Source organism: Bradyrhizobium sp. SEMIA, assembly GCF_014844175.1.
Taxonomy (GTDB): Bacteria; Pseudomonadota; Alphaproteobacteria; order Rhizobiales; family Xanthobacteraceae; genus Bradyrhizobium; species Bradyrhizobium arachidis.
In genome coordinates this window covers 2,469,104-2,482,594 of record NZ_CP046601.1, presented here as the reverse complement: position 1 = coordinate 2,482,594, position 13,491 = coordinate 2,469,104, and the positions used below count along the sequence as shown (strand labels likewise).

The window sequence follows — 13,491 nt, the reverse complement described above, 5'->3', positions numbered from 1 at the left end:
CGATCTCACTGCCGTCGGGTGGGCAAAGGCGCTCTTGCGCCGTGCCCACCATTTTTCAACAACGACGAAACGCGTGGGCACGCTTCGCTTTGCCCACCCTACGGCAGCGCGTGCTAGCCGCTGCCATTCGCTCCCGATTTCGGGTTAGTCGCGAGAGCGGGAGCAGGCGCGGCCAGGAGAAAGCCAACGGCCTCATTCAGGAGTTCGTGGGCACGGTCGACGATGTCGTCGAGGGATATCGTCTTCGCGAACATCCGCTGCGCTTCAGCGAGCAACTGCTCTCGCGTCGGCATGCTGGACAGGCGTAAATCGGCGCGGTGCTGCAAGTGACTGATCGTGTCTCGCATCGTCAATTCGGTTTCATGGATCGACGCCCTGATCGCAAGCGCGATGTGCTCGGGATTAAAGCGGGCGGCCAGCTGCTCAGCCGCTTGCTTGACCACGCGCGATCCCAGCCGATGCTCATTGCGTAGAACCTGCTTGGGCGGCATCTTCAGATCCCGGACAATGCCGAACCATGACAAGGCCACCAGGGCATAGTAGCTCAAATCGATCTCGTACCAGCGGAAGCCCTGCCGCGCGCTGGCCTGGTAGGCATGATGGTTGTTGTGCCACCCCTCGCCCATAGTCAGCAAAGCAAGCAGCCAGTTGTTGCGGGAGTCATCACCGGTCACGTACCGCTTGCGTCCGTGAACATGTGCGAGAGAGTTGATGCAGAACGTCGCGTGATAGAGGAGCACGGTGCTCCAGAGGAATCCGACCACGAGGCCTGACCACCCGGCAAGAACGAAGCACAGGCCCGCGAGCACGACCGCCGGCAAAAGCTCCAGCCTGTGGAGCCACATCAGCTCGGGATACGCGGCCAGATCTGATACTTTCACCAGGTCAGTCGCATCATGCTGGCGATAGAATATCCAGCCGACATGGCTGTAGACGAACCCCTTGTGCCGCGGTGAGTGCACGTCGTGCACGGTATCCGAGTGAAGGTGATGATGGCGGTGTTTGGCCGCCCACCAAAGCACGCTTTTCTGCGCACTGCTCTGGGCAAGGAAAGCCAGGACGAATTGAAACACCCGGCTTGTCGCGTAAGACCGATGCGAGAAGTAGCGATGATATCCGGCAGTGATCCCGAACATGCGCAGCCAATAGAGAGCGACGCAAATTGTAACGGCCTGCCACGAGACGCCGGACCAGATCGCCGCGAAGCATCCGGCGTGGATCAATACGAACGGCAGGACCTGCGGATACATGACATCGTCGTGATCCGGCTCGGAGTCCGGGCCTGAATCGGTATTGAAAGACACGCGTGCGACCTCAGCTGTTCGATATAAAAAACCGCGGCCGGCAAACCGGTCGCGGGGCGTGGATACTGCACTCAGGGGATCAATCAGCGCCTTCGGTATGTGGAACGAGGGTCCGTCAGGCGCCACTTTAGCGGCGAGGCCGTTCAGCCGAAACTCGACGCATCGTACATGGCCGTTGTTCCGTCGTTCCGCAAGTGTCCAGATGTCGCTGTTTTCGGACCAGGCGCGCCGCACTGTGTCACCCCCGGAATACTACGGCCCTTACGCCGCCTTCTTAGCCTCCGCGAGCTGCGCCAGCTGCCGCATGATCTCCGTCGTGCCGGCGAGGCGCTCTTCCGGCGTCTCCCAGTCCTGCAGGAACACCACCTTCATGTCGGGCCGCACCTTGGCGGCCTGGCCGTAGCTGCGGATGAAGGTCACGAGGCGATCGGGATGGGCGAAGGAATTGTCGCGGAAGACGATGACGGCGCCCTTGGGACCTGCGTCGATCTTCTCGACATTGGCCCTGCGGCAGAACGCCTTGATCGCGGCGACCTTGAACAGGTAGCGCACCTCGTCCGGCAGCACGCCGAAGCGGTCGCGCATCTCGGCGCCAAAATTCTCGATCTCCTCCTCGGTGTCGAGATCGGCAAGCCGACGATACAGTGACAGCCGCACCGAGAGATCGCCGACGTAATCCTCCGGGATGAGCACGGGCATGCCGATCGTGATCTGCGGCGACCAGCGGTCGGCCGCGGGCTCGGCAACGCCGGCCTTGAGGTTGACGATCGCCTCCTCCAGCATCGACTGATAGAGCTCGAAGCCGACTTCCTTGATGTGGCCGGACTGCTCCTCGCCGAGCAGATTGCCGGCGCCGCGGATGTCGAGGTCGTGCGAGGCGAGCTGGAAGCCTGCGCCCAGCGTCTCCAGCGATTGCAGCACGGTGAGCCGGCGCTCGGCCTGCGCGGTGATCTTCTGCTGCGCCGGCAGCGTGAACAGCGCATAGGCCCGCAGCTTGGAGCGGCCGACGCGGCCGCGGAGCTGGTAGAGCTGGGCGAGGCCGAACATGTCGGCGCGGTGCACGATCAGCGTATTGGCGTTGGGGATGTCGAGGCCGGACTCCACGATCGTGGTCGACAGCAGGATATCGAACTTGCCGTCGTAGAACGCGGTCATGATGTCCTCGATCACGGCGGGCGGCATCTGGCCGTGCGCGACCGCGACCTTCATCTCAGGCACGTTCTTGTCGAGGAAGTCCTTGACCTCGGCGAGATCGTCGATGCGCGGCACGACGTAGAACGCCTGGCCGCCGCGATAGCGCTCGCGCAGCAGCGCCTCGCGGATCATCAGCGGATCGTGCGGGGCCACGAAGGTGCGGACCGCGAGGCGGTCGACCGGGGGCGAGGCAATGATCGAGAGCTCGCGGACGCCGGTCAGCGCCAATTGCAGCGTGCGCGGGATCGGCGTTGCCGACAGCGTCAGCACGTGCACCTCGGCGCGCAGCGCCTTCAGCCGCTCCTTGTGGCTGACGCCAAAATGCTGCTCCTCGTCGACGATGAGCAGGCCGAGATCGCGGAACTTGATGGCCTTGCCGAGCAGCGCGTGGGTGCCGACCACGATGTCGACCGAGCCGTCGGTCAGCCCCTTCTTGACCTCGTTGAGCTGCTTGGTCGGGATCAGGCGCGAGGCCTGCGCAACATTGACCGGGAAGCCCTTGAAGCGCTCGGCGAACGTCCGGTAGTGCTGGCGCGCCAGCAGCGTGGTCGGCACCACGACCGCGACCTGCTTGCCGTCGAGCGCGACCGCAAAGGCGGCGCGCAGCGCCACCTCGGTCTTGCCGAAGCCGACGTCGCCGCAGATCAGCCGGTCCATTGGCCGGCCCTTTTCGAGGTCCTTCAGCGTGGACTCGATCGCCCCTAACTGGTCCTCGGTCTCGTCATAGGGGAAGCGCGCGCAGAACTCGTCATAGACGCCTTGCTGCACCGGCAGTTTCGGCGCCTCGTGCAGCATGCGCTCGGCCGCGATCTTGATCAGCTCGCCCGCGATCTCGCGGATGCGGTTCTTCAGCTTCGCCTTGCGGGTTTGCCAGCCGGAGCCGCCGAGACGGTCGAGCTCGACCGTGGTCTGGTCGGAGCCGTAGCGCGACAGCAGCTCGATGTTCTCGACCGGCAGGAATAGCTTGGTCTCGGCGGCATAATGCAGCTCGAGGCAGTCATGCGGCGCGCCGGCGACGTCGAGGGTCTGCAGGCCGATGAAGCGGCCGATGCCGTGATCGACATGGACGACGATGTCGCCCGCGGTGAGGCTCGTCACCTCCGAGATGAAATTGTCGAGCTTGCGGCTCGCCTTGCGCGGCCGGACGAGACGGTCACCAAGGATGTCCTGCTCGCTGATGACAGCGATCTCGTCGGTCTCGAAACCGCTCTCCAGGCCAAGCACGGCCAGCATGGTCTCGTTGCGCGGGGTCGCCTGTACCGTGCGCCAGGAATTGACGCTGGTGGTGTGGGCGAGCTTGTGGTCGCGCAGCATCGACGTCATGCGGTCGCGCGAGCCTTCGGTCCACAGCGCGATCACGACCTTCTTGCGTTGCGCCTGCAGCGCCATGACGTGACTGACGACGGACTCGAACACGTTGACCGTGGTGTCGTTGCGCTCCGGCGCAAAGTCGCGGCCCTTGCGCGCGCCGGCGTCGACGACCGAAGTACCGTCGGTCGGCACGGAAAACGGCGTCAGCCGCGCCAGCGGGATGTCGCCGAGGCGTTTGCCCCACTCCTCCTCGGTCAGATAGAGCCGGTCGGGCGGCAGCGGCTTGTAGATGGCGCCGCCGCCGGGATGCTCCATCGCCTCGCGGCGGGCCTCGTAATAGTCGAGGATCTGCTTGAAGCGCTCGCGCACCGCGTCCTCGGCCTGCGGCTCGATCGCAACGGCTGCCCCTTGCAGATAGTCGAACAGCGTGTCCATCCGGTCCTGGAACAGCGGCAGCCAGTGCTCCATGCCGGGATGACGGCGGCCTTCGCTGACCGCCTCGTAGAGCGCATCGTCGCGCTCGGGCGCGCCGAATTCGGCGACATAGCCCATCCGGAAACGCCGGATGGTGTCGGTGACGAGCTGGAATTCCGAGACCGGCACGAGGTCGAGCGAACGCATGTCGAGCAGCGTGCGCTGGGTCTCGGCATCGAAGCTGCGGATCGATTCCAGGCTGTCGCCGAAGAAGTCGAACCGCACCGGCTGTTCGAGGCCGGCCGGAAACAGATCGAGGATGCCGCCGCGCACGGCATATTCGCCGGGCTCGCGCACGGTCGAGGAGCGGTTGTAGCCATTGTGCTCGAGCCAGGCGACGATGGTGTCCATCGGCACGACATTGCCGGGCGCAACCGACAGCGCCTGCGCCGCGACCAGCTCGCGCGCGGGCACGCGCTGCACCACGGCGTTCACGGTGGTCAGCACGATCAGCGGCTTGTCGCTGCCGGTGAGCGAGGCGAGCCGCGCCAGTGTGGTCAGGCGTTGCGCCAGGATGCCGCCATGCGGCGAGACGCGGTCATAGGGCTGGCAGTCCCACGCCGGGAAGGTCAACACCGGCAGATCCGGCGCGAAGAATCTCAGCGCGCGCTCGAGCTGCTGCATGCGTCCGCCATCGCGGCAGACCACGGCAAGGCTGACGGCCGGCTTCTTCGGCCGCGCAGCGATGGCCCGCGCCAGATCGGAGACGATCAGGCCTTCGGCGCCCTCGGCGACATTGGCAAGCGTCACCGCGCGGCCGGGCGTGAGCAGCTCGGCCGGAGATTTCATGCCCGTTTTCATAGATCGCCGTCCGTAATCGGAAATGCCTTGATGCGGGCAAACAGCGTGCCGGTGACATCAGGTGGCAGCACCTTGTCACCGGTGATGGCGGCATAGAGATCGGGATCGTTGACCTCGAGCAGGGTCTCGAGCTCGGTCAGCTCGGCGTCGGACAGGTTGCCGATCTCGGCGTCCGCGAAGCGGCCGAGGATCAGGTCCATCTCGCGCGTGCCGCGGTGCCAGCAGCGGAACAGAAGCCGCTTGCGGCGGTCATCCAGCCCGTTGCTCGATCGTGTCGTTCCCGTCATGTCTCAAATCCAGTCAAACGCAGAAAGCCCGGACGTGCCGGGCGGGGGTGATATAGCCACTCGGGGTGCCCATGTCAGCCCTTTGTTATTGCAATTGTTTGGGGACCGTCATTGCCGGGCTTGACCCGGCAATCCATCGTCCTTGAAAAGATGGATGCGCGGGTCAGGCCCGCGCATGACGAATGTTGCGAGAATGCGCCCCAGCCTGCTCAATCCGCTGTTTGCTCCCGTGACCAGCCTGCCCGGCGTCGGTCCGAAGCAGGACAAGCTGCTGCAATATCTGCTCAGCCGGAGCGAGACGCCGCGGCTGGTCGATCTGCTGCTGCATCTGCCGAGCCAGGTGATCGACCGCCGGGCCCGGCCGAAGATCCGCGACGCTGTCCAGGGAACCATGGTGACGCTGGAGGTCACCGTCGAGCGCCACCGCCCGCCCCCGCCGCGCAATTCGCGCGCGCCTTACCTCGTTTATGCCAGCGACGACACCGGCGACGTCGTGCTGACCTTCTTCCGTGCCAAGCCCGGCTATGTCGAGAAGCTGCTGCCGGTCGGCGAGAAGCGTTACGTCTCCGGCACGCTGCAGATGTATGACGGCATCCCGCAGATCGTGCATCCCGACCGCGTGCTCGACGAGGAGGCGATCTCGAAGCTCTCAGGGATCGATCCGGTCTATCCGCTGACGGAGGGTCTAGCGCTCGGCTCGCTGCGCCGGGCGATCGCACAGGCCCTGCAGAAGCTGCCGGCGCTGCCGGAATGGATCAGCCCGGAGGTGATGCGCCGCTGCAATTTTCCGCCTGTGACGGAGGCGCTCAATCGCGTGCACCAGCCGGTCGAGCTGACGGACATCTTGCCGGATCAGCGCTTCTGGTCCCGCCTCGCCTTCGACGAGCTGCTCGCCGGCCAGCTCGCGCTTGCGCTGATCCGCGCGCAACTGCGACGGCCCGCCGGCGTGCGCAACGCCGGCGACGGCCATCTGCGCAACAAGATCATCGACGCCCTGCCCTATGCCCTCACGCCGTCCCAGCGCAGCGCCGCGGCGGCGATTGCCGAGGACTTGAAGCAGCCGGTGCGCATGCTGCGCCTACTCCAGGGCGATGTCGGCTCCGGCAAGACCGTGGTGGCGCTGCTGGCGGCCGCGGCCGTCGCCGAGGTCGGCAAGCAAGCCGCCTTGATGGCCCCGACCGAAATCCTGGCGCGCCAGCACATCAAGACCATCGCGCCGCTCGCCGAGCGCGCCGGCATGCGGGTCGCGATCCTCACCGGCCGGGAAAAGGGCAAGGAGCGGCGTGAGATCATCGCCCAGCTTGCCGCAGGCGAGATCGACCTGCTCGTCGGTACCCATGCTTTGATCCAGGACGACGTGATCTTCCGCGATCTCGCCCTCGCCATCGTCGACGAGCAGCACCGCTTCGGCGTGCGCGAGCGGCTTGCGCTGACATCCAAGGGCGAAGCCGTCGACGTTCTGGTGCTGAGCGCCACGCCTATCCCGCGCACGCTGGTGCTCACCTATTTCGGCGACATGGACATTTCCGAGCTGCGCGAGAAGCCCGCCGGCCGCCAGCCGATCGACACCCGCGCGGTGCCGATGAGCCGGATCAGCGAGGTCATGGAGGGTGTCGGCCGCGCGCTCGAATCCGGCAAGCTGGTCTACTGGATCTGCCCCCTGGTCGAGGAATCCGAGGCCGAAGGCACCGAGCACCTGACGAATGCGACCAAACGTTTCGAGAGTTTACAAAAGCGCTTCGGCGACCGTGTCGGTCTCGTCCACGGCCAAATGAAAGGCACCGAGAAGGACCGCGTCATGGGCCAGTTCGCCGCCCACGAGATCGGCCTTCTGGTCGCGACCACCGTCGTCGAGGTCGGCGTCGACGTCCCCGCCGCAACCATCATGGTGATCGAGAATGCTGAGCGCTTTGGTCTTGCCCAGCTGCACCAGCTGCGCGGCCGCATCGGCCGCGGCTCGGAGGCCTCGACCTGCATCCTGCTCTATGGCGAGCCGCTCGGCGAGATGTCGAAGGCACGGCTCAAGGTGATCCGCGAGACCACGGACGGCTTTCGGATCGCCGAGGAGGATCTGAAGCTGCGCGGCGAAGGCGACGTGCTGGGCGTGCGCCAGAGCGGCCTGCCCGGCTATCGCATTGCGCGCTCGGAGGTGCACGGCCAGCTCATCACTCAGGCGAGAGACGAGGCGCTGCGCATCCTCAAGGACGATCCCAAGCTGAAGGGCGAGCGCGGCGAAGCGCTACGCTGCCTGCTGTATCTCTACGAGCGCGACGAGGCGATCCCGCTCATTGGAGCTGGTTGAGAGGGCGCGGCCGGAACAAAAGTTCCGCCGGTTGGTTCCAACACATCGCATGTTGCTCACCGGAGCCAAGCCGGTACCTTGAGAGGAATCAGCTTGCGAGAATAAGCCTCGCCGAGGGGTGGGTGACAGGTGCGTGCTTTGGGGCGTCGATGGGGAGTCTGGTTCAGGCGGTCGCTTCAGACCTGGCCTGTTTCCGCGTATCTGCTGCTGCTGGCCCTCACCACCGCCGTTCCGGTCACGGCGTGTGCGGCCTTCATCGCCTACCATTCGTCGCCGAATCCTCCCAGCTCACCCGGGCGGAGTACGAGGACAGGCTGCGCCTCATGCGCAACGCGGCCGATCTGCGGATCGCCAACATCATCGACGATCTGCAAGTCCTCGCGCTCTCGCCCTCGCTGTCGCAGGAGCGGTTTGCGGAGTTCAGGGAGCATGCCGTCCAGGCGGTCAAGCTGATCGGCGGCGTGGCGATCGTGCTTTATGCTCCCGACGGCCAGCAGATCGCGAATACGCGCCTCCCGCTCGACGCCCCCTTGCCCAAGCGCACCGAATTCGACGTCGAGCGCCGGGCGATTGAGACCGGCCGGCCTCAGGTCTCCGGGCTGCAGCGCGCCGTGGTCGACGGGCAGACGATCGTCACGATCGCCGTGCCGGTCCGCATCCGCGGCGAGATCCGCTACGCGCTCAATATCGGACTGTCGACAAAGTATCTTGCATCGATGATGGACGAATACGTCTCCGCCGGAATGGTCGGCAGCATCGTCGATGCGAAGGGACTGCTGCTGGCAAGGCGGCCATTGCTCGATGGCGACGATCTGGTGGGACAGACGACCATCCCCGCGGTCATGGCCCATCTCGGTCAGCCATCGGCCTGGTGGATCGAGGCCGTCTCGCGGACAGGCGTTCCCACCTACACGTCGCTGCTGCGATCCAATCAGAGCAGCTGGTCGATCAACCTTGCCGTTTCGCGCGACGTCATCGACGGTCCGCTGCACCGGACGGCTGAATCGATCGCCGCGCTGACGGTTTTCACGCTCCTGCTGGGATTGGGCCTCGCGCGAATGCTGTCCCGCCGCTTCCTGGCGGAATTCGCCGACCTCGAGCGATACGTCGCGGGTTTGCGGTCGGGCGCAACGGCGCCAAAGCTCGGCACGATCAGCGAAGTCAACCGGATGAAGAAGGTGCTGCATCAGGTCGGAAGCGAGCTCGCCGGCGCACTGAAGCAGCAGAAAGCGCTTCTGGACGAGATCAATCACCGGGTGAAGAACACGCTCGGCACGGTCCAGTCGATCGCGCGCCTGTCGCGCGCGAGTTCAAGGGACCTCAACGAATACGCCGCCGCCTTCGAAGGCCGGCTGCTGGCGCTGTCGCAGGCCTACAATCTCCTCACCGAGAACAACTGGGTCGGCGTCAGCCTGGTATCCATCGTCAAGCAGACGCTGGCCCCCTACGCGGGGGCTGCACGTCTCGAAATTGACGGCCCCGATATCCTGCTGCCGCCCAAGCTCACCCTGGCGATTTCGGCCGCACTCCAGGAACTCAGCACGAACGCGGCCAAATATGGCGCGTTCTCGGTCGCATCGGGCAAGCTGCAGATATCCTGGACGGTGGACGAGACCGGCCTCGTTCGCTTGTCCTGGACCGAACGAGAAGGCCCGCTGGTTCACAAGCCCACGCGCCGCGGTTTCGGGACAAAGATGATCACCGGCATGTTCACGGGCGAGGCGGGCTGGTCCGTGAACCTGGACTTCAATCCAGCAGGGCTTCGCTGCGTGATGCAGTTCGCGTCCCGCGACAGGACTGAGGACGATGTCACGCTGATGGAAGCGAGCTAGGCCTCGCTTTGCCAGGCATCGGCTTGTCCCGCTGATCGGGCGCGCTCAACCCCCTGCCCGCCGTCGACCGACCTCGTAGGCCGCCACATGCGCTCTCGCCAGATCGAGCAGCGGGGTGTCGATGCCGAGCGCACCGGCGCGATTGGCCATATCGCCGAGGATGTGCTCCGCCTCGGTGATCGAGCCGCGCTCGATGTCGCGCAGCATCGAGGCCTTCAGCGGCGAATCCAGCGTCGTGAACAGCTTTCGGTCAAACTCGATGAACGGCGCGCGCGGCTCGAAACCCGAAGCCGTCGCAACAGCGCAGCATTCCGCGAACAGGCGGAAGATCGATTGCTCACCGTTCGGCACGGCCAGGATGTCTCCGATGCTCGCGCGCATCAGGCAGGTGATGCCGGCGAGCGTGCTCAGCTGGACGAATTTCTCCCACATGTCCTGCATGATCGCTTCGCTGGCGCGCACGTCGATACCGGGGACCTGAAGCAGTGTCTCCAGCGCGGACACACGCTCACTGAGCGCGCCCTCGATCTCACCGAAAACAATCGTCTGATTGGCCATGAACTGGACGACGCGACCATCCGCATCGAGTCCGGCACTGACGTTCGCGAGCCCGCCGAGAATGCGCGCGGCGCCGAACCTGGCGCTGAGGGCATCGATATGTTTCAACCCGTTGAGGATCGGCAAGATCATCGTGTTGGGGCCGACGGCGGGCGCAAACTGGCTCATCGCATCATCGAGCGAGTAGGCTTTCACGCCGACGAGCACGACGTCGAACGGGTGCTTGAGATCGCTGGCCGCAAGAAGCTTCGGCTGCACGGCGAAGTCGCCGTGTGGGCTCACGACCTGCAATCCATTCCGTCGTAATTGCTCGGCCCGCTTCTCGCGCACCAGAAAGGTCACGTCGCCGCCCGCTCGGACCAGGCAAGCTCCGTAATAGCCGCCAAGCGCGCCCGCGCCGATCACCAGCACTCTCATTCGAACTCCCGCATGCATCTGCTTCAGCAAGAGAGTAGCAGATGGAGCTTGCGACGTCTCCTCATCGTCATTGCGAGGGCAGTGCCCCTCACCCGGCATATGCGCGCAAGAACCTGCCGTGCTCGGCTTCGGTCGCATCATTGGCGGGGAACATGCATTCGAGCCGCAGCTCTTCGGCCGTCACGGTCTGCGGCGTTCCGACGGTCGTGATCAGGGAGAAATAGTCGAGCCTCACGCCGTCCTTGACGAAGCTGAGCGGTATCATCGGCATCGCATCGGAGGCCGAGGGCGCGCGCCATTCCGGCTTCACGCCCGGATAGCGCGACAGCTCCTCCAGCAGCGCCCTGGTCCTGACGTCGACGACATGCCCGACCGCCTCGCGATGGACGCGGGCCAGCAGGCCGCTGGCGGTCTGCGGCCAGTTCGCGATGAAGGGGCGCATGCCGTCGGGATCGAACATCAGATGCAGCAGGTTCCTTGGGACGGGGCGTGCCGACAGGTCAATGAAGCAGTTGAACAGACGCGGCGCAGCCTCGTTGGTCATCAGCACGTTCCAATACCGGTCCATGACCATGGCCGGAAACGGCTCGTGCTGACGCAGCATGCGGCCAAGCGCGCGGTTGATGCTGGTCATGGCGGGCGCCTCGAGCGCGGGATCGGAATAGGACGGCGCGTAGCCTGCGGCCAGCAGCAGCTCGTTTCTCTCGCGCAAGGGCACGTCGAGGGCCTGGGCGAGATCGAGCAGCATCTGCCGGCTCGGGACGCTGCGACCGCTCTCGACGAAGCTGATATGCTTCTGCGAGACACCGGCATCGAAGGACAGGTCGAGCTGCGTCTTGCCGCGAATGTCCCGCCATTGGCGCAGCAGCGCGCCTGCGGATGTCGCGCGGGCCCTGAGGGCGGCGGCAGTCGCTTTCATTGTCGAACGATCCTCCTGTCGATGATGCCGAGCCGCCAACGCGCGAACCATGGCGCCCCGGATCACCCGAGGCACCATGTGGGTCGCCGATGGCGGACAATCAACCGAACGCGACGGGCCCCACGGCACCCACCCAGTGCCGAACCTTGGTATCGTCCCGCTCGTCCATGTAGAAGAAGTGCGTCATCGTCGGATGCACCGACTTCATCGAGCGGTCGTCAGGGGTCATGTCCACGACACCGCGAAACACCTTCAACGAGCCGGCGTCCCAATATTCGGTGACGTGATGCAGCGCCGTGAAGCCGGTGTCGATGAAGGCCTTCAAATTGGCGCGGATCGCTTCCCGACCCTTCCAGTCGGCGACGCCGAGATTGCAGACGGCATCCTCGGCGAAGCAGTCGAAACCTCGTCCAAACGTCTTGTCATCGATCTCCTTCCACATGTCGAGCAGCCATTGCGGCGGCTCCTTCTTCGTGAACACGACTTGCATGTCTCTCTCCTCTCGCGGTGACGATGGCCGAAAGACTAGTCGGGGCACGAATTGGCTCAATTACATCCGAGGTAATAAAGCGGTCCTTGGACCGCGTGGTCTTTCCCCGAAGCCGATTTCGTGAAACCTTCGCTTCATGCGCCGGATCATCGTGGTTGGCTCCCAGGGAAGTGGAAAGACGCGCCTCGCCGTGAAGCTCGGGCGAAAGCTTGAGCTGCCGGTGGTGCATCTCGACGTGCTCTACTGGCGGCCGGGCTGGAAGCCATCAGACAAAACCAGCTTTCGCACGCGCGTCGCGGATGCGATCGCGGGCGAGGCATGGGTGATTGACGGAAGCTTCTCGGGGCTGGCGTTCGATCTCACGATCGCTCGCGCGGACGTTCTCGTCGTCATCGACCGCCCGCGCTTGGTCTGCCAGTGGCGCATTCTCTGGCGCTCCGCTTTCCATCGCGACACGACGCGCCCCGACTTGCCGGAAGGGTGCCCGGAGCAGTTCGACTGGAAGCTGATGAAGGAAGCGTGGCGGTACGACGTCGAGCGCGTGCCGGTCATCGAGGCCGAGCGCATGCAATATGGCCCTGATGTCCCGGTCGTGCGCCTGAGGCGCGACCGGGACATCCAGGGCTTTCTGGAGTCCGTCTCAGTGCACGGCGAGTGAAGCCGGCCGATCAGGGTTTCTTCTGCGTGACCCGCGCGGCAAACGCCTTCAGCAGCTCCGCATCCACCGCCTCGCCATTCGCGTCTGCGGCAAGATGCTCGAACCAGCGCGCAAAGCCCTCGTAGATCTGGCTCGCCGGATGATCGGCTCCGAGGAAGCCGGAAATTTCCCGCATCTCCGCGACCCAGCGATAGGCCTTCGGGATCATGTCCGGCAATGCGACTTCGAGCCGGGCCAGGACCGCGGGCTGGCTCAGCGCAAGCTCGTCGCGCAGCGCATCCGCCGCGCCCGCTTTCGTCGCCGCAACCACCATGGCCGAGCCGATGCCGGCAAGGCCCTTGACGATGCCGGCATAGGACATCTTCAGCGCCGAGGCCGCGCCGACCGGGCCTTCGACGATCCGCACATCGAGACCGAGATCCTTCAGCACAGCCAATTCGCCGGCGTACTCGCCGGACATGTAGAAGGCCGGGCTCTTGCCGCCGGGCTGCGGCGGGAAGCCGATGATGCCGCCGTCCACGAACGGCGCCTGCGCCGAGCCGATGATCTCCTCGATCCGTTGCACGGTATCGACGTTGACCGCGTTGCAGTCGACCACAACCGGCTTCTTCTCACGCCGCACGATCAGCGCGGCCAGTCGTTCTGCCAGCGCCACCGCTTCGCCCGGCGGCACGATCGAGAGGATGATGTCGGCGTCCGCGATCGCATCGTCCTCCGCGCCGATCATGCCGGCGTCCGCCGCGCGCTTCAGCGTCGCATCGCTGCGCCCCTTCAGCGACGTCAGCACACGCGCGCCGTTCTCGCTGAGGCGGCGGGCCACGGCGCTGCCCATGGCACCGGGCGCGAGGATCGCAATGGTTTTGGACATCGTGCACTCCAAATCGAATCCCGAGCGAGGCGCTCAGTTCGATTGAAGCATAACAGAGGATGCGAATGCCTGCGTG

The 13,491-nt window shown here is 65.1% G+C and carries 10 protein-coding genes; 3 read left to right on the top strand and 7 right to left on the bottom strand.

Annotated elements, in window-relative coordinates; all coding sequences use genetic code 11:
• Positions 1 to 113: 113 nt before the first annotated feature.
• From FOM02_RS12060 to FOM02_RS12050, 3 genes are all read right to left on the bottom strand, one after another.
• Entirely contained in the window at positions 114 to 1,250 is a 1,137-nt protein-coding gene (locus FOM02_RS12060) for an acyl-CoA desaturase (protein WP_051377875.1), read from the bottom strand.
• A gap of 315 nt (positions 1,251 to 1,565) precedes the next feature.
• Positions 1,566 to 5,084, bottom strand: coding sequence for a transcription-repair coupling factor (gene mfd, locus FOM02_RS12055; protein WP_265441809.1), 3,519 nt, complete (start codon positions 5,082 to 5,084; stop codon positions 1,566 to 1,568).
• Entirely contained in the window at positions 5,081 to 5,371 is a 291-nt protein-coding gene (locus FOM02_RS12050; protein WP_027559227.1) for a succinate dehydrogenase assembly factor 2, read from the bottom strand. Before FOM02_RS12050 ends, mfd begins: the two co-directional genes overlap by 4 nt.
• A 193-nt stretch (positions 5,372 to 5,564) precedes the next feature.
• Here FOM02_RS12050 and recG point away from each other — a divergent pair, with 193 nt between their 5' ends.
• Both recG and FOM02_RS12040 read left to right on the top strand, forming a co-directional pair.
• Entirely contained in the window at positions 5,565 to 7,673 is a 2,109-nt protein-coding gene (gene recG, locus FOM02_RS12045; RefSeq protein WP_027559228.1) for an ATP-dependent DNA helicase RecG, read from the top strand.
• A gap of 323 nt (positions 7,674 to 7,996) precedes the next feature.
• Positions 7,997 to 9,505 carry a sensor histidine kinase gene (locus FOM02_RS12040; protein WP_265441808.1) on the top strand — a complete coding sequence of 503 codons (1,509 nt, stop codon included), beginning with the start codon at positions 7,997 to 7,999 and terminating at the stop codon, positions 9,503 to 9,505.
• 45 nt (positions 9,506 to 9,550) lie between these two features.
• On the opposite strand, the gene panE is transcribed toward FOM02_RS12040, so the two are convergent.
• From panE to FOM02_RS12025, 3 genes are all read right to left on the bottom strand, one after another.
• On the bottom strand, positions 9,551 to 10,480 hold the full coding sequence (gene panE / locus FOM02_RS12035; protein WP_027559229.1) for a 2-dehydropantoate 2-reductase: 930 nt from the start codon (positions 10,478 to 10,480) through the stop codon (positions 9,551 to 9,553).
• An 88-nt stretch (positions 10,481 to 10,568) separates the two neighbouring features.
• Positions 10,569 to 11,399 (bottom strand): helix-turn-helix domain-containing protein, encoded by an 831-nt coding sequence (locus tag FOM02_RS12030; RefSeq protein ID WP_027559230.1) that lies wholly within the window; start codon positions 11,397 to 11,399, stop codon positions 10,569 to 10,571.
• Positions 11,400 to 11,499: 100 nt separating this feature from the next.
• On the bottom strand, positions 11,500 to 11,889 hold the full coding sequence (locus FOM02_RS12025; RefSeq protein ID WP_027559231.1) for a hypothetical protein: 390 nt from the start codon (positions 11,887 to 11,889) through the stop codon (positions 11,500 to 11,502).
• Positions 11,890 to 12,109: 220 nt separating this feature from the next.
• Here FOM02_RS12025 and FOM02_RS12020 point away from each other — a divergent pair, with 220 nt between their 5' ends.
• Positions 12,110 to 12,547, top strand: a complete 438-nt coding sequence (locus FOM02_RS12020; protein WP_231164032.1) for an AAA family ATPase — start codon at positions 12,110 to 12,112, stop codon at positions 12,545 to 12,547.
• A 10-nt stretch (positions 12,548 to 12,557) separates the two neighbouring features.
• On the opposite strand, the gene FOM02_RS12015 is transcribed toward FOM02_RS12020, so the two are convergent.
• Entirely contained in the window at positions 12,558 to 13,415 is an 858-nt protein-coding gene (locus FOM02_RS12015; protein WP_027559233.1) for an NAD(P)-dependent oxidoreductase, read from the bottom strand.
• Positions 13,416 to 13,491 lie beyond the last annotated feature (76 nt).

Coding starts and splice junctions, on each gene's coding strand:
- FOM02_RS12050 (WP_027559227.1), bottom strand. CDS start 5,371: ATGACGGGAACGACACGATCGAGCAACGGGCTGGATGACCGCCGCAAG.
- recG (WP_027559228.1), top strand. CDS start 5,565: ATGCGCCCCAGCCTGCTCAATCCGCTGTTTGCTCCCGTGACCAGCCTG.
- FOM02_RS12030 (WP_027559230.1), bottom strand. CDS start 11,399: ATGAAAGCGACTGCCGCCGCCCTCAGGGCCCGCGCGACATCCGCAGGC.
- FOM02_RS12025 (WP_027559231.1), bottom strand. CDS start 11,889: ATGCAAGTCGTGTTCACGAAGAAGGAGCCGCCGCAATGGCTGCTCGAC.
- FOM02_RS12060 (WP_051377875.1), bottom strand. CDS start 1,250: ATGTATCCGCAGGTCCTGCCGTTCGTATTGATCCACGCCGGATGCTTC.
- FOM02_RS12040 (WP_265441808.1), top strand. CDS start 7,997: ATGCGCAACGCGGCCGATCTGCGGATCGCCAACATCATCGACGATCTG.
- mfd (WP_265441809.1), bottom strand. CDS start 5,084: ATGAAAACGGGCATGAAATCTCCGGCCGAGCTGCTCACGCCCGGCCGC.
- FOM02_RS12015 (WP_027559233.1), bottom strand. CDS start 13,415: ATGTCCAAAACCATTGCGATCCTCGCGCCCGGTGCCATGGGCAGCGCC.
- panE (WP_027559229.1), bottom strand. CDS start 10,480: ATGAGAGTGCTGGTGATCGGCGCGGGCGCGCTTGGCGGCTATTACGGA.